This window comes from Microvirgula curvata, assembly GCF_054781615.1.
This window is the reverse complement of record NZ_BAAGUB010000029.1, coordinates 41,672-60,622: the sequence shown is the minus strand read 5'-3', so window position 1 is coordinate 60,622 and position 18,951 is coordinate 41,672. Positions and strand designations below refer to the sequence as shown.

General features: G+C 62.0%; 14 protein-coding genes. 12 read left to right on the top strand and 2 right to left on the bottom strand.

Translation table 11 applies throughout. The features are described 5' to 3' along the window. Window position 1: 1 nt before the first annotated feature. The gene (locus ACYVG8_RS12770; RefSeq protein ID WP_460745964.1) at window positions 2–760 is read right to left on the bottom strand and encodes an SDR family oxidoreductase; all 759 of its coding nucleotides are present in this window, start codon (window positions 758–760) and stop codon (window positions 2–4) included. Between the two features lie 120 nt (window positions 761–880). Here ACYVG8_RS12770 and ACYVG8_RS12765 point away from each other — a divergent pair, with 120 nt between their 5' ends. Both ACYVG8_RS12765 and ACYVG8_RS12760 read left to right on the top strand, forming a co-directional pair. Beyond that, window positions 881–1,789 carry a LysR family transcriptional regulator gene (locus tag ACYVG8_RS12765; protein ID WP_460745963.1) on the top strand — a complete coding sequence of 303 codons (909 nt, stop codon included), beginning with the start codon at window positions 881–883 and terminating at the stop codon, window positions 1,787–1,789. Window positions 1,790–1,958: 169 nt separating this feature from the next. Next, window positions 1,959–6,368 (top strand): RHS repeat domain-containing protein, encoded by a 4,410-nt coding sequence (locus ACYVG8_RS12760; RefSeq protein WP_460745962.1) that lies wholly within the window; start codon window positions 1,959–1,961, stop codon window positions 6,366–6,368. On the opposite strand, the gene ACYVG8_RS12755 is transcribed toward ACYVG8_RS12760, so the two are convergent. After that, on the bottom strand, window positions 6,337–7,197 hold the full coding sequence (locus ACYVG8_RS12755) for an alpha-amylase family protein (protein ID WP_460745960.1): 861 nt from the start codon (window positions 7,195–7,197) through the stop codon (window positions 6,337–6,339). The two genes, ACYVG8_RS12760 and ACYVG8_RS12755, sit on opposite strands and share 32 nt — an antisense overlap. A 541-nt stretch (window positions 7,198–7,738) precedes the next feature. Between ACYVG8_RS12755 and ACYVG8_RS12750 the strand changes: the two genes are divergently transcribed. From ACYVG8_RS12750 to ACYVG8_RS12705, 10 genes are all read left to right on the top strand, one after another. Beyond that, window positions 7,739–9,565 carry a tetratricopeptide repeat protein gene (locus ACYVG8_RS12750; RefSeq protein WP_460745958.1) on the top strand — a complete coding sequence of 609 codons (1,827 nt, stop codon included), beginning with the start codon at window positions 7,739–7,741 and terminating at the stop codon, window positions 9,563–9,565. Further along, window positions 9,546–10,565 carry an NfrA family protein gene (locus ACYVG8_RS12745; RefSeq protein WP_460745957.1) on the top strand — a complete coding sequence of 340 codons (1,020 nt, stop codon included), beginning with the start codon at window positions 9,546–9,548 and terminating at the stop codon, window positions 10,563–10,565. Before ACYVG8_RS12750 ends, ACYVG8_RS12745 begins: the two co-directional genes overlap by 20 nt. A gap of 38 nt (window positions 10,566–10,603) precedes the next feature. Beyond that, complete coding sequence (locus ACYVG8_RS12740; protein ID WP_107889986.1) at window positions 10,604–11,578, top strand: alginate O-acetyltransferase AlgX-related protein; 975 nt, start codon at window positions 10,604–10,606, stop codon at window positions 11,576–11,578. Window position 11,579: 1 nt separating this feature from the next. Then, window positions 11,580–12,668 carry an alginate O-acetyltransferase AlgX-related protein gene (locus ACYVG8_RS12735; protein WP_460745956.1) on the top strand — a complete coding sequence of 363 codons (1,089 nt, stop codon included), beginning with the start codon at window positions 11,580–11,582 and terminating at the stop codon, window positions 12,666–12,668. 9 nt (window positions 12,669–12,677) lie between these two features. Beyond that, complete coding sequence (locus ACYVG8_RS12730; protein WP_460745954.1) at window positions 12,678–14,258, top strand: MBOAT family O-acyltransferase; 1,581 nt, start codon at window positions 12,678–12,680, stop codon at window positions 14,256–14,258. Between the two features lie 27 nt (window positions 14,259–14,285). After that, window positions 14,286–14,525 carry an acyl carrier protein gene (locus ACYVG8_RS12725; protein WP_107889988.1) on the top strand — a complete coding sequence of 80 codons (240 nt, stop codon included), beginning with the start codon at window positions 14,286–14,288 and terminating at the stop codon, window positions 14,523–14,525. Window positions 14,526–14,556: 31 nt separating this feature from the next. Further along, window positions 14,557–16,032 carry an AMP-binding protein gene (locus ACYVG8_RS12720; protein ID WP_460745953.1) on the top strand — a complete coding sequence of 492 codons (1,476 nt, stop codon included), beginning with the start codon at window positions 14,557–14,559 and terminating at the stop codon, window positions 16,030–16,032. Window position 16,033: 1 nt separating this feature from the next. Then, window positions 16,034–16,711: an alginate O-acetyltransferase AlgF gene (locus ACYVG8_RS12715; RefSeq protein ID WP_107889990.1), complete on the top strand. Its 678-nt coding sequence runs from the start codon at window positions 16,034–16,036 to the stop codon at window positions 16,709–16,711. Then, complete coding sequence (locus tag ACYVG8_RS12710) at window positions 16,708–17,844, top strand: acyl-CoA dehydrogenase family protein (protein ID WP_460745952.1); 1,137 nt, start codon at window positions 16,708–16,710, stop codon at window positions 17,842–17,844. Before ACYVG8_RS12715 ends, ACYVG8_RS12710 begins: the two co-directional genes overlap by 4 nt. 228 nt (window positions 17,845–18,072) lie before the next feature. Next, window positions 18,073–18,939, top strand: coding sequence for a DMT family transporter (locus ACYVG8_RS12705; protein ID WP_233495260.1), 867 nt, complete (start codon window positions 18,073–18,075; stop codon window positions 18,937–18,939). Window positions 18,940–18,951: the final 12 nt, after the last annotated feature.

Genomic DNA, 18,951 nt, shown 5'->3' with positions numbered 1-18,951 from the left:
GCTACAGGAACATGCCGCCCGATGCTTCGATCCGCTGCCCGTTGATCCAGCGGTTGTCGTCCGACAGCAGCGAGGCGATCACACCGCCGATATCATCCGGCACCCCGACCCGGCCCAGCGCGGTCTGCGCGGCGATCCCGGCATTCATCGCCGCATTGTCGCGCACCACGCCGCCACCAAAGTCGGTCTCGATCGCCCCGGGCGCCACCACATTGACAGCGATGCCGCGCGCCCCCAGCTCTTTGGCCTGGTAACGGGTCAGCACTTCAACCGCCCCCTTCATCGCCGCATAGGCGGCAAAGCCGGGCAAGGCAAAACGGGTCAGGCCGGTGGACACGTTGACGATGCGCCCGCCATCGCGGATCAGTGGCAGCAGCGTCTGGGTCAGGAAAAACACCCCCTTGAACTGGATGTTCACCAACTGGTCGAATTGCGCCTCGGTCGTTTCGGCAAAGGCGGCATGGATGCCGATGCCGGCATTGTTGACCAGATAGTCGAAATCGGTCCGCTGCCAGTGCGTCTGCAACACCGTGTGCAATTGTGCGGCGAAAGCGGCGAATGACGCGCTGTCCGCCACATCCAGCGGCAGCGCAACTGCTCGCCGGCCCAGCTGCCCGATCGCAGCCACCACCTCGTCGGCCTCGGCCTGGCGGCTGCGATACGTCAGCACCACGTCCACGCCCTTTGCCGCCAGTTTCAGCGCGGTATTCTTTCCCAGCCCCCGGCTGCCACCGGTGACGAGTGCGATACGGCTATCCATGTTCATTGCTCCCTTTGCGTTGATGCCTCAGCTGAAATCAGTGTATTGATTGATGCATGCCTGATAAATGCGCATTTTCTGACTAGACTGTTCATTCATGACAAACAGCAAGAGGTGGCAATGAACCTGCTCGATGCCATGCAGATTTACCTTCGCGTCGCGGAGCAGGCCAGCTTTACCCGCGCAGCGGAGAGCATGGGACTGCCCAAGGCCAGCGTGTCCATTGCCATCCAGCAACTGGAAAGCCGGCTTGGCACCCAGCTATTGCATCGCACCACGCGCAAGGTGCAGATGACCCAGGACGGTCAGGCGTTCTATGAACGCAGCAAGGATCTGCTGGCTGATGTCGACGAGCTGCAGGGGCTGTTCCAGAGTGACGCGTCGGTTCTCAGCGGACGGCTGCGCGTGGACATGCCGGCAGGCATCGCCCGCCAGATCGTCATGCCGCAGTTGCCGGACTTTCTGCATGAGCATCCACAACTCGATATCGAGCTCAGCAGTACCGACCGGCGTGTCGATCCGGTGCGCGAAGGGTTCGACTGCGTGCTCCGCGTCGGCACCCTGCGCGACTCCAGCCTGGTTGCCCGCCCGCTGGGGCATGTCCGGCTGCTCAATTGCGCCAGTGCCGACTACCTGGCCCGTACCGGCATGCCCGCCACGCTGGAAGACCTGACCGGCCACCGGCTGATCCACTACGTGTCGACGCTGGGCACCAGGTCTGCCGGTTTCGAGTACGTCGATGCCATCCGCGGCGAAATCCGCCATCTGCCCATGACCGGCGCACTGACCGTCAACAACTCGACCTCCTATCAGGCAGCCTGCCTGGCCGGTCTCGGCCTGATCCAGGCCCCCGCATTCAGCGTGCATGAGCACCTTGCCAGCGGCCGCCTGGTCGAAGTGCTGCCGGACTGGCGTGCGGCACCGATGCCGGTCTCGCTGCTGTATGCGAATCGCCGCCATCTGCCGAGGCGGGTCCATGTCTTCATGAACTGGATCGCCGCACTGATGCAGCCCTGTCTGCTGCCCTGAATCAGACTGGCTGGCACACACCATTCATCAGTTAATGGATGAGCTTGCTGGATTTTCATTCGCCATCATAAATACTTAACAAGACTCCCTCACAGGTGCCGCGGCCAAGCGGCAACCTCGTTTCTTTGCGTGCTCATTACATGATTCCTGTCTTGCCAGGAGATTTTTCATGCTATTTGATTCCAATGTATTCAACATGATCGACTGGTTTGCCGATGGTGTCGAACCGCGCACCGGCATGTATATCCGCACGATCCCGATTGCTACACTGCCCTCAAACAGCATTCAGGGTCCCATCCTGAATTTCATTCTTTATTTCAACCAGTTCAACAATATCGACTATGGGTTTGGCGTTGGCTGGGAGATGAGTCTGGCGCATATCGACAGCAATGCCGATGGCACACGCACTCTGGTATTGTCGAATGGCAACCGCTACAGAATACTGAGCGAAAGTGGCAGCACGGTCACCCTGCAATACAAGGTGACCAGGAATTTTAATTTTGTCAAAGACTCAGCCGACACTTATCGTGTCATCAACAAAGACGGCAGCATCGAAACCATTCAAAACGGGCGTGTCAGCAAAATCACGGCCCCCAACGGCAAGGTGATCCTGTTTGCCTGGAATGCAGACAACGCTTTCACTATTACCGACAGCAGCGGCGCCACGCTGGTCAGCAGCAAATGGGCCAGCAATACCCATATTGTCACTACCCCGCAATGCACGCTGAACCTGCAATTCAGCGACCCTGCCACCAGCCCGGTGCGCGCACTGCTCAAGGTACTGGAAGGCAGTGGCAAGACATTGACGCTCTTGTACGAAATGACATCCCAGATTCACAATACCAGTTATTATTGCCTGTCCGGATTCACTTCCATCCTCAGCTATTATCAAAATGAAACCCTGACCTATACCCTGCTGGCCGGGCCGCCCGGCATCCCGGCCAGCGTCATGGCAGTCAGCGTCCGCGACACCTTCTGGTTCAACCAGAAAACAAAAGACAAAACAGAAAAAATCTCCATCAAAACAAACTATGCCTACATGCTGGCCAATTACCTGGGTTATCCATTGACTGAAGCGTGGACCACAGGTGTTGACAACCTGGAAAAAAACCATTCTTTCGAATTTGAAATCGCCGCCTCCACAGGCGGGACAAGAATCATAAGCCGCCGTTACAACAACTTCTATCTTCCCATCAGTCTTACCCCGCTGGAACCGGACCAGACCCCCTTCACGCCACGCAATGGAAAGCTGACTTCCTATTCCTATGCACTCAATACCGGACAAGATCAGGGTATCGATGCGCAGTCGCCCGCTTTTTCGCTCCCTACAGAGACACACCTGACGCACCTCGGCATTGGGGACAAGAAGGAATTGGTGAGCACAACCAGCACGGTATACCATGCGTATGACAGTGACGGTAATCTCTCCACCCATACCAGCATCGAAGGCATTGTCACCCGTTACACTTACTATCCTGCCGAAGGACAAACACTGGACGACACCGTTTTATGTCCGGCCGACCCGAATGGCTTCGTCAACTACATTTCCAGCATGACCATCACACCGGGCAAAGAGGCGGGTACCGTCACCAGCCCCGTGAAAAAATACGAATACCAGTACAAGCAGATTTCCACACTCCCTATGGTGGTCAGGACACAGGAAGTTTTTTATGACACTTCCAGCCCGGATGTTTCCGCCAGGAACTATCTGCTGCAGAAAAAATATGGCTACGAAGAGAAGGATCCTGTCTTTACTGGTGCGCTGATTTCCATGGAAGTCAGCAAACCGGCACCGGGCAAAGATGACAAGGGGAAGCCGATAGTCATCTACCTGACGACCAGAACTGCTACTGCCTATAGCCTGGGGACGAATCCATCACAGCAAGCCACCGTCGCCATAAGCAGCACGATAACCGGATTTGACGGCAGTACGAAATCAACCAGCACCAGCCACCTGTCCCGGACCGGGGCAACGTGGTCCAGTACGGATGAAAACAATCTCACCACCACCTATGAATATGACGCGCTGGGCCGGGTGGTAAAAAAACACTACCCATGGGGACCGCTCGGTACGGAGATCGCCACGGACAGCACAAGTTATTCGGCGGCAAACAGCGCCGTCACGACACAGACTACCAGAGAAGCCTTCAAGAAAAAGGCCACCATGGACGGGTTCGGAAATATCGTGAGCGAATACTATATTACGGAACAGGAAATCGACAAAAAAATCATTGCCACGTTTTTTGAAATGAAAAGAAACACCTACAACAATCTCATGCAACTCGTCGAATCAACTGATTACGATTACACCCTGGAAAAGAAACTGATCTCCACGGAGAGAACGATATATCAGTGGAATATCTATGATGACTTGATCAAGAAAAAATCTCCGGACAAAAGCCAGCTCAGTTATGTGTATGACTATTACAACAATACCGCCAGCGCCACCCAGTCAGCCGGGTTGTACAGACAGATTTCTTTTTTCAACGCGCAGAATCAGCTTGTGACGCAAAAAAGAATCAATCTGTTCAAAAATCCACTAAACACACAGGCAGACCAGACAGACTCCTTTACCTATGACGGATATGGGAGGCAGATAACCACGACATCCGACATCGATGAAAATCTGACATACACCTACGATGCCTTTGACCGTGCCATGACAAAGAAAGGCAGCGTCAGTGGTACGCAACAGATAGATTACGCCCCGCACAGCACGGCGGAGCTGGCAACACGCCTGACGGTCGACCGCAAGGTGATGGGGACATCCGGTTATGATGGCATCGATCGCCTGACCAGTTCCACGGTCAATCTGGTTCAATCGACCAACGACTATTCCGGCTCCACGAGCCTGACCCAGCCGCGCGAAGTCCGTTATCAGAATGGACGCGTCTTTTCTTATACCTACAATGCAAGCCTGGGTCAGGTCGTCAGCCGCCACGTCAGGCAAACGCCCGCCAGCACCACCAATGTGGGGGTGCGATCCTTCTCTTATCAGGAAAAGACCGGGCTGCTGGCCTCGAGCTATTGCAGCAATGTCAATACTTCGTACAACCGGACGCTCGGCTACGATACCTTTGGCAATCTGTCCCGGGATGATGTCAACCAGGATGTGCTCAGCCATATTTCACCTGAAAAGTGCGAAACGCGAATTCTGTCAACCGTGCGAGGAAAGCCCCTTTCCATCGATATCATACTCACTCACTCTGCCTCCACTGACGACCCGCTGAATATCAGGAAAACCTATACCTACACCGCTGCCGATGGCAGCATTGACCAGATCGAAATTCTGGTCAATGACACGCTCAGATCGCGCTCAAAATTTCTGCGCAACACTGATGGATTTGTGACCAATATCGACAGCTACTGCTGGATCACGGAAGATTATTATTCCCGTATCCAGCTGCGAAAAAAATATGGTGCCTACGGTTTGATCACCGAGGTGAAATATGTTTTTTCCGATGGAAAAAACACCAAACCCATCACAGTTTACAACGCCACCTACAATAAAAGAAACACCCTGCAGATGCTCAAACTTCAGGTCCAGACCATCAATTGCACAGAAAATTACACTTACGATCGCACAGGATTTCTGACTGAATGGAAGGTTACTGGCGATCTGATGCTGGAAAATGAATACGCTAAAAACATCATTTCGCAAACCTTTACCCAGGATACAAGCGGCAATCTCCGCAAAGTAACGACCACGGCCGCGACGGGAGGTAACAGGAGCAATTACTACTATGACATCACGGGAAGCAAACTATCAGAAATCACCAACACTGACGTCAACGCCGTCGACAGGGCCGGGCTGGATTATCCCAGAGAAATCAAGCTGGAACAGGATGCGGAAGGTCATGTAGTCAAAGAAACGATAGGCGATACGGTACGTACCTTCTCCTATCTTGGCGAAGATAATTTTTCTGACATCATCACCTCGGCCGGCAGCACACAAAGCGCATCAACATATTGCTACAACCCCTCCGGAAAAATCATAAAAACGCGCCATATCGAGGATGGCCAGCCAAGTTACCAGAGCCGGTTCTATGCGGAAGGTGAAATCATTGCTGATGTCAGTTATTCAGAAATCACCAATCCCCTGCTGCCTCCACGAAAAAAATCCTGCCAGATCTACCATCGTATCAATGGCGACATCCTGTTCATCACCCTGGCCGACACCGACCCCACGGACCGGAAATCATTGTATTTCACTACCTTTTCCTGTCTGAACCAGCTGAATGGCAGCCAGCTGGCAATTGGCCAGTACGAGAGGGCCTATACGAATGAGTATGCACCAGCGCTGTCCATCAAGGCCTTTTACCGTTACCACATCAACGGTCAAAATCCCTACGGCTTTACTTTCAATATCAAAAGCCAGCAGGTACTTGTCGAAAGGGGCATCTACAAAAAATACCCCAAAGGCAATATGGCCCTTTGGCGGAAAACACCGCCGGCAGTGGGGCCGACCCGAGGCCCCGATCCCTCGGATCCGGATGCCGGTCAACCCGCAGCCGCACCGGCCCCCCGGCCGGAAGATCCGGAGAGGTCTAGCGAGGCGCCTCGTTCCACGCCCGTTTGACCTCCAGCACCTGTGGCGGGGTCAGATAATGCGGCCCCTCAAACAGATACACCTGCTCACCCGTATAGGCACGCAACTGCGGCAGCATTTCGTCCGCTGTGGCGGCGCGGAAGCCGCCGCCCAGCGCCGGGCGGAATATCTCGGCAATCAGACGCACCCGGTCCTTGCCCAGTCGCCGCTGCAGCACTTTCAGGTAATCCATTGCCACGGAGGCATCGCGCGCATAGACCCCGACGCCATCCTGGAAAAACACGCCGACATCGGCCGGCAGCCAGGTATCCAGCCAGTCAGCCAGCGCATCCGCGCCAATATTGGAGTTGTCGTATACGCTGATCCACAGCGGGCGCGGCAGCTGGTTCAGCAGCGGGCCCAGTCTGGTCACGCCGGTCCAGGTCGGATCGGCCTCGACCGGAAAATACCAGCCACTGACGCGCAGAGGCGTCATCAATGCCGCCAGGCAGCGTGACCGCTCCACCAGCAATTCCAGACTGCGCCGCGCCTTGGGTTCGTCGAAATCGCCAGCCAGTCCCAGGATCACGTCCTGCGCCCAGGGCTCGGCGGCAATCCGCGACCAGTCCGGCAGATCGGTGATCGGCGTCGTGCTGTTGCAGCCATCGACGAAGTTGTAGTCCCCGGCCGCACTCCACTGCACCAGCAGTTTCCGCACGCCCAGCTGCTCCCAGTTGCCCTGCGGGTTGCGGGTCGGGTAGTCCGGTTGCCAGACCATGCCGACCACCGGCATGTCCGGTCCCCTGGCGGCCATGCTCGTCATGCTTGCTCCCAGCAACGCGCCGGACAACAGGATTGCCATGCCATGGCAAATTCGCATTCCAGACTCTCCGATTTCCAGCAGGATCTTGGTGGACGGGCATTGTCAATGAAACTGTCATCAACAATCCAGCATTCACTGTCAGATAAAGCTTTTGTATTCCCGATCAAATCTGCCGGTCTCCGCCCCGCCATGCTCCTGCCGGTGGCCGGGCCGGACACAGGGTGCGACAATTATTGCTTTCCAGCGCGGGGATCACCGGTCCGGAGCGGGCGAACAAAGCTTTTTTCCCCCGCATCAAAACCCGTCTTCACCTGCTTAATCTAGACTGCATTGATTGTTTCGAGCCCATTGTTTTCCCGCATTGCCAGGGAATCAAGCGCTTCGCATGCCGGAGCACACCACAGGGCCGGTCTCCGTCTATACCTAAGCAATAATGGCCTGGACGACACAATGACGGACAAATCGGATACCCGCCCGGCGCCTCTCCCCTGCGTGACGGCCCCGTTCCGGCATTTTCCTGCCGCCAAGAAAATTTTATGCCAGATACAAGATCGACAAGGGAATGCAATACGGCCTCCCGCTCTTACAGGATCGGCGCATGACCCTGCGTAAAACCTGCCTGCATGCCGCCGTGCTGATTGCCCTGTCCTGTGCGATCACGCCACTGGCCGGCCATGCCGCCCCGGTCCCCGCACCGCTGACCGGGGATGCCTGGCGTCTGGCCGACGAAGGCTACCGTGCCTACAACCGCGGCCTGTATGCGCAGGCGCAGGCGAAGGCCGAGGCCGCGCTGAAGCTGCGGCCGGATACCGACCGCCTGTACCTGCTGCTGGTCTATTCGCTGCAGAAGCAGGGCAAGATCGCCCAGGCCTTGCAGGTGGCCGACCGTGCCATTCGCGACGGGCATGGCAATCCGGCACTGCGCGAGGCCAGGACCAATCTGGCCGCCGCACCCGCTACCGGCGGCAGTGCGGCGCCGACCGATACCCCGGCCTATCGCAAGGGCTTCCCGATCGCGACCCGCGCCTACGATGAATTCAATGCCGGCAATCATGCCGCCGCCGCTCGCGACGCCGAACAGGCATTCCGCACCGACCCGAGCCAGGGCGCCTGGGCACTGCTGTGGCTGGACGCGCTCGAAGCCCAGGGCCAGTACGATGCCGCCGACCGCGCGGTCACCACGTCGCTGGCACTCGGCGCGCGCAACAAGACTGACCTGGTGGCCCGCCAGCAGACGCTGCATCGCCGGCTGGCCATCCGGCCGGCCGAAGCCGGCTACCAGGCACTGATCAACGATCGCCCCGGCGACGCGGTACCGCTGGCGCGCGAAGCCGTCTCCCTGGCGCCGGACATTACCAGCCACCGGCTGCTGCTGATGACCGCGCTGATGCTGGACAATCACCTGCCGGAAGCCGAAGCCGCCGCCAGCGATGCGCTGGTCGCCGATGACGAAAGCACCATGTCGCTGGTGATGCGCGCCTACCTGCGCCAGCGTCAGGGCAAGACCGGTGACGCCAATGCCGACTTCGATGCCGCGCTGAAGCAGGACTGGCTGGACAACGACCAGCGCCGCAATGTGCAGCTGATTGCCGCCGATGCCGCCATCGCCTCTGGCGACGGTGCCCGCGCGACCAGTCTGCTGTCATCCCTGCCGGGCAACGACGTCGATGCCGGCAAGCGCCGCAAACAGGCTCGCGCGGCCCGGGCGCCGGCCAGGCCACTGACGCTGAGTGCGTATCCGCCGCCGCTGCAGGACTGCCACGACACCCCGTACGGCACATCGTGCGACCCGCTGCCGTCCGACGCCAGTGTCAGCGGCGACCCGGCCATGCGCGCCTATGCCGCCTATGGCCAGCAGGATTACCAGACAGCCATCACCCTGGCCCGCCAGGCGGTCGAACTGAATCCGGAGCGCGAGGTCAACCAGCGCCTGCTGACCACGGCACTGGCCGCCGGCAACCGTGCCCAGCAGGCCGAGGCGGCGGCCCGCATCGAGGCCGCCCTGGCCAAAAAACCGGACGACAGCGCCCTGCTGATGCAGCGCGGCTACCTGCGCCAGCGACTTGGCCAGCCGGCGCTGGCACTGGAAGATTTCCGCGCCGCCCGCGCCACCGGCAAGGCGCCGCCCACGGCCATCCTCGACGAAGCTTTCGCCATGTCCGGCACCGGCGACAAGCGCGGCGCGGTCGGCATCCTGAAACAGGCAATCGACGAGGCCGACGCCGGCCGGCTCGAACTCGACCCGCAGCAGCGCTACAACACCCGCGCCGGCATTGCCGGCCTGTCGCGCGAATGGGGCGCAACGGTATCGGCCGGTTTCCGCGGTATTCAGCACGGCCGAAGTGTACTGGCGGCCGTCGGATTTTCTGAACACGTCGACCCGGGTGTTCGAGGTGTACGGGCGGGTGTCGAATACCTTGTATGACAGCGGCAGCAAGACGAATTCGCAGACCGTGGACAATCCGTGCGCAGGGCTGGTTTCAGACGCCAGTTCCACGATAGACGTCACCGGCACCCGCAACAATGGCATCACCGGTTTCCCGACCACGGTGGGAGCCGCCGGTTTCCGGTTTACCCCATCAACAGAAACCGGTTTCACTTTCGGGCTGGAGCGACGCTTCAACCTTGGCAGTGCTACGTATCAGGGGACCTTGGCACCCGACAGCAAGAAATACCAGTGTGCCTTGGTCAACAGTACCTATCGCCTGCGTCTGGCAGAAGAAATCCTGAAACAGCAGGGACTGATCTCCACCCCCCCAACAAACCAGCAAACACAAGCGGTACAAGATGCGCTGAACCGGCTCGGACTCGGTGCAGGCCAACTGGTGGCCAACTACAAGACCCATCAGGGTGATGGAGGCTGGCTGGCTTACATGACATATGGCTTCTATGAAGGCACTGGTCTGCGAGTTGACTTGCCGAACTGGCTGACTATCGAGGGCTATGCCCAAGCTGGCTATACCTGGCAAGACCTGCCCGCCAGCTTCCAGCTGCGCAATGTCACGACGGGCCAGGAAGTCGCCACGGGCTCCGGGCGGCTGAGGCAGGATCAGGGTTTTGCTGCTGCAGAGCTTCGTTTCGGACGCAGCATTCGACTGGATGCCATTTCCGACCGGTTGATTGTTTTCCCGTATGTGGTCGTCGGCGCAGACTGGTTGTGGCAGAAAAACAAGGCCAGCATTTCCGGTATCCCATCCGAAATCACCGCTCTTTTGGGCTCTGGCTCACTGGACCTGCAAAACAACGGCTCCACCTGGTCGCTCGGCGCCGGTCCCGGTGTGAACTTCCGCTACTGGTTCCGCGAAGACCACTACAATGCGCCCCGCTCGTATCTGGACTGGACCACGCAGTACCGGTTCAACATCGGGGGCGGCGAGGCGGACCGGGCCAAGGGCCTGTTCATGAACGTGACACTGTCGTACTGAGCCGGTTCGCCGGCCACGCTTGAGAGGACAACAACAAGATGAATTTTTCCGTCAACCGCTTGCTGCGCCGTCTGGCGCTGCCGCTGCTGGTGCTGTCGGCTTTCGCCCGGGCCGACGATTCGGCCATCGTGGCCCAGGGCAAGGACAACTGGCTGTTCCCGGCCTGGGGCAGCCTGACCCAGGTCGACCAGCGCGGCATCGACGCCTCGGTACAGCTGCTGAAGGAAACCCGCGATGCGCTGGCCGCGCGCAACGTCAAGCTGGTGGTGGTGATGCTGCCGGAAAAGGCGCTGTTCTATACCGACAAGCTGCCGGACAACAAACCGCTGAGCGCACAGGTCAAGGCACGCTATCGCGGCATCTTCGACAAGCTGTCGCAGGCCGGCATTGCCACCTTCGATGACGAGGCAGTACTGCGCAGGGTGAAGGACAGCGGTCAGGAAGTGTTCTACCGCACCGACCAGCACTGGACCCAGCCGGCCGCCGATGCCACCGCCGACGCCACTGCCGCCGTGATCAGGCAGGTGCAGCCGACGCTGGCCGGCCAGCCCGGCAGCGGACTGGCGCTCGGCCCGACCACCAATGAACGACGCTATGGCGACCTGGCCGAGCGGTTCCTGACCCCTGAACAGCGCAAGACCGTCGGCCGCGAAACCTTCACCATCCGCAAGGCGGCCGATGGCCAGCGCCTGCTCGACACCGCCGTCGCCCCGGTCCACGTGACCGGCCACAGCATGGTGCAGCCGTACTTCGGCTATCCGCAAAAGCTGTCGAACCTGATCGACCGCCCGGTGACCGTCAACTGGAAGCCCGGCAACGTCGGCCAGTGGATCATGCTGCTCGAATACCTCGAATCACCGGCGTTCAGGCAGAGCCCGCCGCAGGTGCTGGTCTGGCAGATGTTCGAGCCGACCTTTGCCCAGGGCCCGGATGCCCGGGGCCTGTGGGACAACGCGTCGATCATGACCGCCGATGCCTGGCGCGCCCGGCTGAAGACCGCGCTTGCCCGCTGACATGAACCACGATTCCGCCTCCGCCCCATCGCACCGCCCGACCGCCGGCGTATTCGCCGCGCTGCTCGCGGCCGGGCTGGCGTGGGGCGTTTGCGCACTGCTGCGTGCCGATATCGGTCCCGACCAGCTGGCGCCATCGGCCTGGCTGGACGGCAGTGCCGGCAAGGTGCTGAACCAGGCATTGAAGCTGCCCGGCCAGTCACTCATCGACAGCGGCAATGCGGCGATCCGCTATCGCCTGCTTGGCGACCTTGGTCCGCAGGTAGCACAGGGCTGTCCCGACTGGCTGTTCTATCGCGACGGCCTGCGCCCGCCGCCCGGCCATCCGGCCGTGTTCGGGCAACGGCTGGCGCTGATGCGGCACTGGACCACCCGCCTGCGGCAGGCCGGCGTGCAGGTGCTGGTGGTCGCCGTACCGGACAAGTCGCGCATCGAGGCCGACCAGTTGTGCGGACTGCCGGTTTCCGCCGCCATGCAGCAGCGGCTGGATCGCTGGGAGCAGGCGCTGCGCCAGCAGGGCATCGGCCATGTCGATCTGCGCGCGCCGCTGGCGCAGGTCCGGCCGGCCTTCTTCCGCACCGACGTTCACCTGAATGCCCGGGGCGCCAGCGCTGCCGCCCGGGTGGTGGCCGATGCCGCCCGGCCGCTGCTGGGCGGCAATGGCACATTGCGTTATCGCGAACAGATCGCCGCCCCCGCCCCGCGGGTCGGCGACCTGCTGGTGCTGGCCGGACTCGAGCACGTCCCGGACGGCTGGCGCCCGGCCCCGGACCGGGTGGCGACGGCAACGCTGACCCCGCTCCGCCAGGTCGGCCTGCTCGACGACGCCCCCCCGGTCGAAATCCTGCTGGCCGGCAGTTCCAACGGCCTGCGCAGCCAGTTCGCCGAACGGCTGGGACGTCAGCTCGGCCGCGAAGTCTGGAATCTGAGCATGGACGGCGGGCAGTTCTCCGGCGCGCTGCTGGCGGCGTTCAAGCGCCAGCCGCAGTGGCCGTCCAGCCTGAAGCTGGTGATCTGGGAGTTCTCGGAAATGGCACTGTCGCTGCCATTGACCGCCGATGAAAAAACGGCACTGGCCACTCTGGAATAACGACGCACGATGCTGTTCAACTCCTACCTGTTCCTGCTGCTGTTCCTGCCGGTCACGCTGACCATCTACTATCTGTTCGGCGCGACGCGGATGCGTGCGGCCGCCGTCTGGCTGAGCCTGAGCTCGTTCGTGTTCTACGGCTGGTGGAATCCGCAATTCGTCTGTCTGCTGGCCGGCTCGATCGTGTTCAACTATCTGGTCAGCCTGGCGATTTTCCATTTCAGGGACCGGCCGAAACGGCAGAATCTGGCGGTGATGCTCGGCCTCGCCGTCGACCTCGGCCTGCTGGTCCACTACAAGTATTTCGCCGCCCTGCTCGGCTTCCTGAATGATTACGGCGTCGGTGTCGGTACGGTCGAGTCGGTGATCCTGCCGCTCGGTATCTCGTTCTTCACCTTCACCCAGATCGGCTACCTGCTCGACTGCCGCGCCGGCATCGTCACCGAACGCAGCCCGCTCAGCTATGTACTGTTCGTGACCTTTTTCCCGCACCTGATCGCCGGCCCGATCCTGCATCACAAGGAAATGATGCCGCAGTTCGCCCAGCGCGAGAATTACCGCTTCCGCTGGGAAAACCTGTCCATCGGCGGCACCCTGTTCGTGATCGGTCTGGCCAAGAAAGTGCTGCTGGCCGACAGCATCGCCCCGTATGCGGACGATGGCTTCGCCGCGCCCGGCGACCTGCAGTTCTGGGCCGCCTGGGCCACCAGCGTCAGCTACGCGCTGCAACTGTACTTCGACTTTTCCGGCTATTCCGACATGGCGCTCGGGCTGGCCAAGATGTTCGGCATCCGCTTCCCGCTGAACTTCAATTCACCGTACAAGGCCGGCAGCATCATCGAGTTCTGGGCGCGCTGGCACATGACGCTGACCCGCTATCTGACCGCCTACCTGTATTACCCGGTGGCAATGGCGGTATCGCGCCGACGCACCGACAGGGGCCAGCCGGTCGGCGCGGCCGGCGTCGCCACCGCCGGCGGTTTCGCCGGCATGATCGTGCTGCCGACCGTCTACACCATGGGACTGGCCGGGGTCTGGCATGGCGCCGGCCTGCAGTTTCTGGTGTTCGGCCTGCTGCATGCCGCGTATCTGGCCGTCAATCATGGCTGGCGCATTTTTGTCAGCGGACGCCAGCCGGCGGCGCGCCAGCGTCCGTGGCTGCGCCATGCCGGCTGCGTGCTGCTGACCTTTGTCGCCGTTCTGGTCGGCCAGGCCTTTTTCCGCGCCAACGGCATCGGCGACGCCCTGACGCTGCTTGGCGGCATGGCCGGCGCACGCGGTGTCGAGACCCTGCCGGCGCTGTGGCCGGTCGCCACCGCGCTGCCGGCGGGAGACGCCTGGCGTCTGCTGGCCGGCCACCATCTGCAGGTGCTGTTGCTGGCCCTGCTGCTGGCCCTCACCTTCCTCGCCCCGAATGCCCACCAGATTCTCGGTCGTTTCTCGCCGGCACTGGCCCGCGCCCAGGAAGCGCCGCAGGCCGTGCTGCGCTGGCGTCCGAACCTGGCCTGGCTCGCTGCGACCCTGCTGGTCCTGTTTGTCTGCCTGGTCAACCTGCACAAGGAAACCCGGTTCCTGTATTTCCAATTCTGACTGACGCACCCCGTCTGGAGCACATTGATGGACATCCAAGAAATCGAACGTGAAGTCGCCTCCCTGATCGAAGGCATCATCCTGACCCGCGTCGACGACGACGCCCTGCTGATCGAGTCCGGCCTGATCGACTCGCTGTCCGCCGTCGACGTGGCGCTGGCGGTCGAACGCCGCTTCGGCTGCAAGATTCCGCCGACCGAGATCGACCTGCACCTGGAGTCGGTCAAGGTGCTGGCCGCCTATATCGCCGAACATTCGCACAGCTGACCGCAGCCGGCATCCTGACGGAGGTTTATCCATGCGTTTCGATTTCGACCAGCGCCGTTTCATCGACACCGGTGACGGCCAGACGCTCCCCGCCGTGACCGATGCCCGGCAGACGCTGAGCTGGCAGGCATTGCACGACGAGGTCGACGCCTGGATCGACCAGGCGCAACGCGCCGGCGTGCAGGCCGGCGTGCCGCTGGTGATCGTCGGCCACAAGGAGGCCGGATTCCTGGTCGCCATGCTTGGCTGCCTGATGCTCGGCGTGCCGTTCGTGCCGGTGGACGCAATCAACCCGGTCGAGCGCCAGCGCCGCATCGTCGACATCGTCCGCGCCGCCGTGATCCATGATGCCGCCAGTGGCAGTTTTGCCGCCGGCTGCGCCGATCCGGCACCGCTGGCAGAGCCGGACATCGCCTATATCATGTTCACGTCCGGCAGTACCGGCGACCCCAAGGGCGTGCAGATCGGCACTGACAGCCTGGCGCTGTTTGCCGGCTGGATCCGCGACTGCCTGACGCTGGGCCCGGCGCCGGCGTTCATGGACCAGATGCTGTTCAGCTTCGACTTCTCGCTGTTCAACGTTGCCGGCGCCCTGGTGACCGGCGGCAGCTGCGTGCTGTGCGCGCGCGAGACCATTGCCGACCATGCAGCGTTTATCGACTATCTGGCCCGGAGCAAGGTCAGCGTCTGGGCCTCGACGCCGTCGTTCATCCGCCAGCAACTGCTGGCTCCCGGCTTCAACCAGGCCGGGCTGCCCGATCTGCGCGTGTTCGTGTTCGGCGCCGAGTCGCTGACGCCGGCACTGGCCGGGACGCTGTGGCAGCGCTTCCCCGGCATCCGCATCATCAATTCGTACGGCCCGACCGAGGCGACCTGCTCGACCACCTGGGTCGAAATCGACGACGCCCTGCGGCGCGCAGCGCCAAACCCGTTCCCGATCGGTCGCGCCAAGCCGTATGCGGAAGTGTTCCTGCAGGATGGCGAGATCTGCGTGGCCGGCGACCATGTGATGCGCGGCTATATCAACCGCCCCGATCTGAACCGGACCCTGCTGTTCCGGCACAACGGCAAGCGCGCCTACCATACCGGCGACCTCGGCCAGATTGACGCAGACGGGCTGGTCACGTTTCGCGGCCGGATCGATGACCAGATCAAACTGCACGGCTACCGCATCGAACTGGCCGAAGTCGACGCCGCACTGACCCGCCTGCCCGGTGTGCGCGCCGGTGCGACCATCGCGCTGAAACGGCCGGACGGCTCGGCACTGCGCATGGTCGGCTTTATCGAGACCGAGGCCCCGCTGCCTGCCGACGACGGCCTGCACCCGCTGCCGGACGGCATGCATGACTGGAAGACCGTGCTTGGCGAACGCCTGCCGACCTACATGATCCCGTCGGAACTGATCGCCTGCGCCGGCTTCCCGACTACCCCTACCGACAAGGTCGACCGCAAGAAACTGGAGCAACGGTATCTGGCGGCCCGACTGAGCAAGAAACAGGAATCCTGACATGAACAAGCTGCAGCATGCGCTTATCGCCGCCGCCGTGGTCAGTCTCTCGCTGCCGGTGGCGGCCGAAGGCGTCCTGGCGCAACTGTACGCGGCCCGGCCGCCGGCCGGCTCGTCCTTTGTCCGCCTGGCCAACCCGCTGCCGACCGCCGTGGCCACCCAGGTGGCTGGCGCCTCGAAACAGTCGCTGGGACGCGGCGCGGTTGCCGGCCGCTATGCCATCGTCCAGGGCAACCGCCCGTTCGAGGTCAGGATCGACGGCAAGCTCGCCGCGACGCTGAGCGTCAAGCCGGACACGTTCAATACCCTGGTGATCGGCAAGCAGGGCGGGCGCTATGCGCTGACCGCCATTGACGACAGCGGCGGCAACCAGGATGCCCTGAAGTCCGAACTGCGCTTCTACAACCTGGCCGGCGCTTGTGCCGGCGCCCGGCTCAGGCTCGGCAGCGGCGACGCCACCGTGTTCGATGCGGTCGCGCCGTCGACCGCTGCCGCCCGCACCGTCAACCCGGTGGCAGCGACCTTCAGCGCCAGCTGCGGCAAGGGCCCGGCTGCCCACTGGTCGATGCCGGCCACCCAGCCCGGCGACCACTACAGCCTGTTCCTGACCGGCACGGCAGCAGCACCGGTATTGCGCGGCCAGCTCAGCGCTACCGAACCGTACGGCAAGGCGCCATGATGCCGGCACGCAGTGTATTCCGTGACGACCATGAGCTGTTCCGCGAACAAGTGCGCCGTTTTGTCGCCGACGAGATCCTGCCGCACTACGCGACCTGGGAACGGGACGGCATCACGCCCCGGGCCTTGTGGAAGCGGGCCGGGGACGCCGGCCTGCTGAACTGCACCCTGCCGCCGCCCTTTGGCGCCGGTGGCGATTTCGGCCATGCCGCCATCGTGATCGAGGAACTGGCCCGCGCCAGTTGCCTCGGCATCGGCTTCTCGATCCATTCGGACATGGTGTCGTCGTACATTCACCGTTATGGCAACGATGCCCAGCGCGAACGCTGGCTGCCGTCCATGGCGGCCGGCGAGCGGATTGGCGCCATCGCCATGACCGAACCCGGCACCGGCAGTGACCTGAAGGCCATCCGCACCCGCGCCCGGCCCGACGGCGACCACTATATCCTGTCCGGTCAGAAAACCTTTATCACCAACGGTGCCAATGCCGGTCTGGTCGTGGTGCTGGCGTCGACCGAGCCCGATCTCGGCGCGCGCGGCCTGTCGCTGTTCTGCGTCGAAGAAGGACTGCCCGGTTTCAGCAAGGGCCCGGTGCTGGAGAAAATCGGCCAGCATGCGCAGGACACTTGCGAGCTGTTCTTCGACGAAGTCGTGCTGCCGGCCGACTGCCTGCTTGGCGAACTGAACCAGGGCTTCAGCCACGTCGCCAACGAACTGACCCAGGAGCGGCTGTGCATCGCGCTGCGCGCCGGCGCGTCGATCGAGGCACTGCTGGATGAAACCGTCGCCTATACCCGCGAACGCAAGACCTTCGGCCGCCGGGTGTTCGACTACCAGAACACCCGCTTCCAGCTGGCTGACGCCCGCTCGCAGTCACGCATGCTGCGGGTGTTTCTCGACGACTGCCTGGCACGGCACATGGACGGCGAGCTCGACGAGGTCGACGCCGCCATCGCCAAGCTCAACGCGACCGAAATGCACGGCCGCCTGCTCGACGCACTGCTGCAACTGCATGGCGGCTACGGCTACATGAGCGAGTACGCGATCGGCCGCGCCTGGGTCGATGCCCGCGCCATGCGCATCTACGGCGGCAGCAGCGAGATCATGCGCGAGATCATCGCCCGCTCGCTGTAGCGTGTCAGGGCCAGTGGCGCACCTGTCCCGGCCGCGCCGGGCGGGTGCGGCGCGCCCGCACGTCGACACCGGACTGCCGGAGCCGTTAAGCTTGCCCCCTTTCGCCGTGGAAACCCCGTCCACGGTGTGGCTACCGCCACTCCCGATACAAAGCACAAAAACAACATGTCTGATGACGCAGCAATCGCAGTAAAAGGACGGCCGGATGACCGTGCATCACTCACCAGCTTGCTGCTGCTGGTCCCGCCCCCGCTGTTCTGGGCCGGCAATTTCATTGTCGGCCGGGCCATGCGGCAGGATGTCCCGCCGCTGACGCTGTCCTTCTGGCGCTGGGTCATTGCCTTTGTCTGTCTGCTGCCATTCGCCCTGCGCCCGATGCGGCGCGACCTCCCCCGCTACTGGCAGTATCGCTGGCGGATAGTGAGCGTCTCGCTGGCCGGCGTCGTGTCGTTCAACTCGCTGGTTTATCTCGGCCTGCGATCGACACCGGCCTCGAACGGCCTGCTGCTGAATTCGTTCATCCCGATCCTGATCGTGCTGTTCGCCGCCCTGTTCTACCAGCAGCGGCTCCAGCGGACGCAGGCGCTGGGCCTCGCCCTGTCCTTTGCCGGGGTACTGACCATCATCCTGCACGGCGACGGGTCGCGACTGGCGGCCCTGGCCTTTGCCCGCGGTGACCTGATCGTTTTCTGCGCCATGATTGCCTGGGCGCTGTATACCCTGTGGCTGCGCGGCATTCCGGCGGACATCAACCGCATCGGCCTGATGGGCGCGCAAATCGCCATCGCGCTGGTCATCCTGACGCCGCTGTATCTGTGGGAGCGCGCCTCAGGCCTGCAGGCGCACTGGAACCTGCAGTCGGTATCGGCACTGGCCTATCTCGGCCTCTTCCCGTCCGTGGTCGCCTACCTGCTGTACAACATCGGCGTGGCCCGGGTCGGCGCCGCACGGGCCGGGTACTCGATCCACCTGATCCCGCTGTTCGGCGTGCTGCTGGCCGTCCTGTTCCTGGACGAGTCCCTGCACCTGTATCACCTGGCCGGCATTGCCGCCATCATCGCCGGTCTGGCGCTGGCTTCGAGAAGCCGGCATTAACGTGCGGGTTCT

What these genes read in the sequence shown, in the direction of transcription:
- ACYVG8_RS12725 (WP_107889988.1), top strand. Translation starts at nt 14,286, where the DNA reads ATGGACATCCAAGAAATCGAACGTGAAGTCGCCTCCCTGATCGAAGGC.
- ACYVG8_RS12770 (WP_460745964.1), bottom strand. Translation starts at nt 760, where the DNA reads ATGGATAGCCGTATCGCACTCGTCACCGGTGGCAGCCGGGGGCTGGGA.
- ACYVG8_RS12755 (WP_460745960.1), bottom strand. Translation starts at nt 7,197, where the DNA reads ATGCGAATTTGCCATGGCATGGCAATCCTGTTGTCCGGCGCGTTGCTG.
- ACYVG8_RS12715 (WP_107889990.1), top strand. Translation starts at nt 16,034, where the DNA reads ATGAACAAGCTGCAGCATGCGCTTATCGCCGCCGCCGTGGTCAGTCTC.
- ACYVG8_RS12750 (WP_460745958.1), top strand. Translation starts at nt 7,739, where the DNA reads ATGACCCTGCGTAAAACCTGCCTGCATGCCGCCGTGCTGATTGCCCTG.
- ACYVG8_RS12730 (WP_460745954.1), top strand. Translation starts at nt 12,678, where the DNA reads ATGCTGTTCAACTCCTACCTGTTCCTGCTGCTGTTCCTGCCGGTCACG.
- ACYVG8_RS12760 (WP_460745962.1), top strand. Translation starts at nt 1,959, where the DNA reads ATGCTATTTGATTCCAATGTATTCAACATGATCGACTGGTTTGCCGAT.
- ACYVG8_RS12710 (WP_460745952.1), top strand. Translation starts at nt 16,708, where the DNA reads ATGATGCCGGCACGCAGTGTATTCCGTGACGACCATGAGCTGTTCCGC.
- ACYVG8_RS12765 (WP_460745963.1), top strand. Translation starts at nt 881, where the DNA reads ATGAACCTGCTCGATGCCATGCAGATTTACCTTCGCGTCGCGGAGCAG.
- ACYVG8_RS12740 (WP_107889986.1), top strand. Translation starts at nt 10,604, where the DNA reads ATGAATTTTTCCGTCAACCGCTTGCTGCGCCGTCTGGCGCTGCCGCTG.
- ACYVG8_RS12720 (WP_460745953.1), top strand. Translation starts at nt 14,557, where the DNA reads ATGCGTTTCGATTTCGACCAGCGCCGTTTCATCGACACCGGTGACGGC.
- ACYVG8_RS12735 (WP_460745956.1), top strand. Translation starts at nt 11,580, where the DNA reads ATGAACCACGATTCCGCCTCCGCCCCATCGCACCGCCCGACCGCCGGC.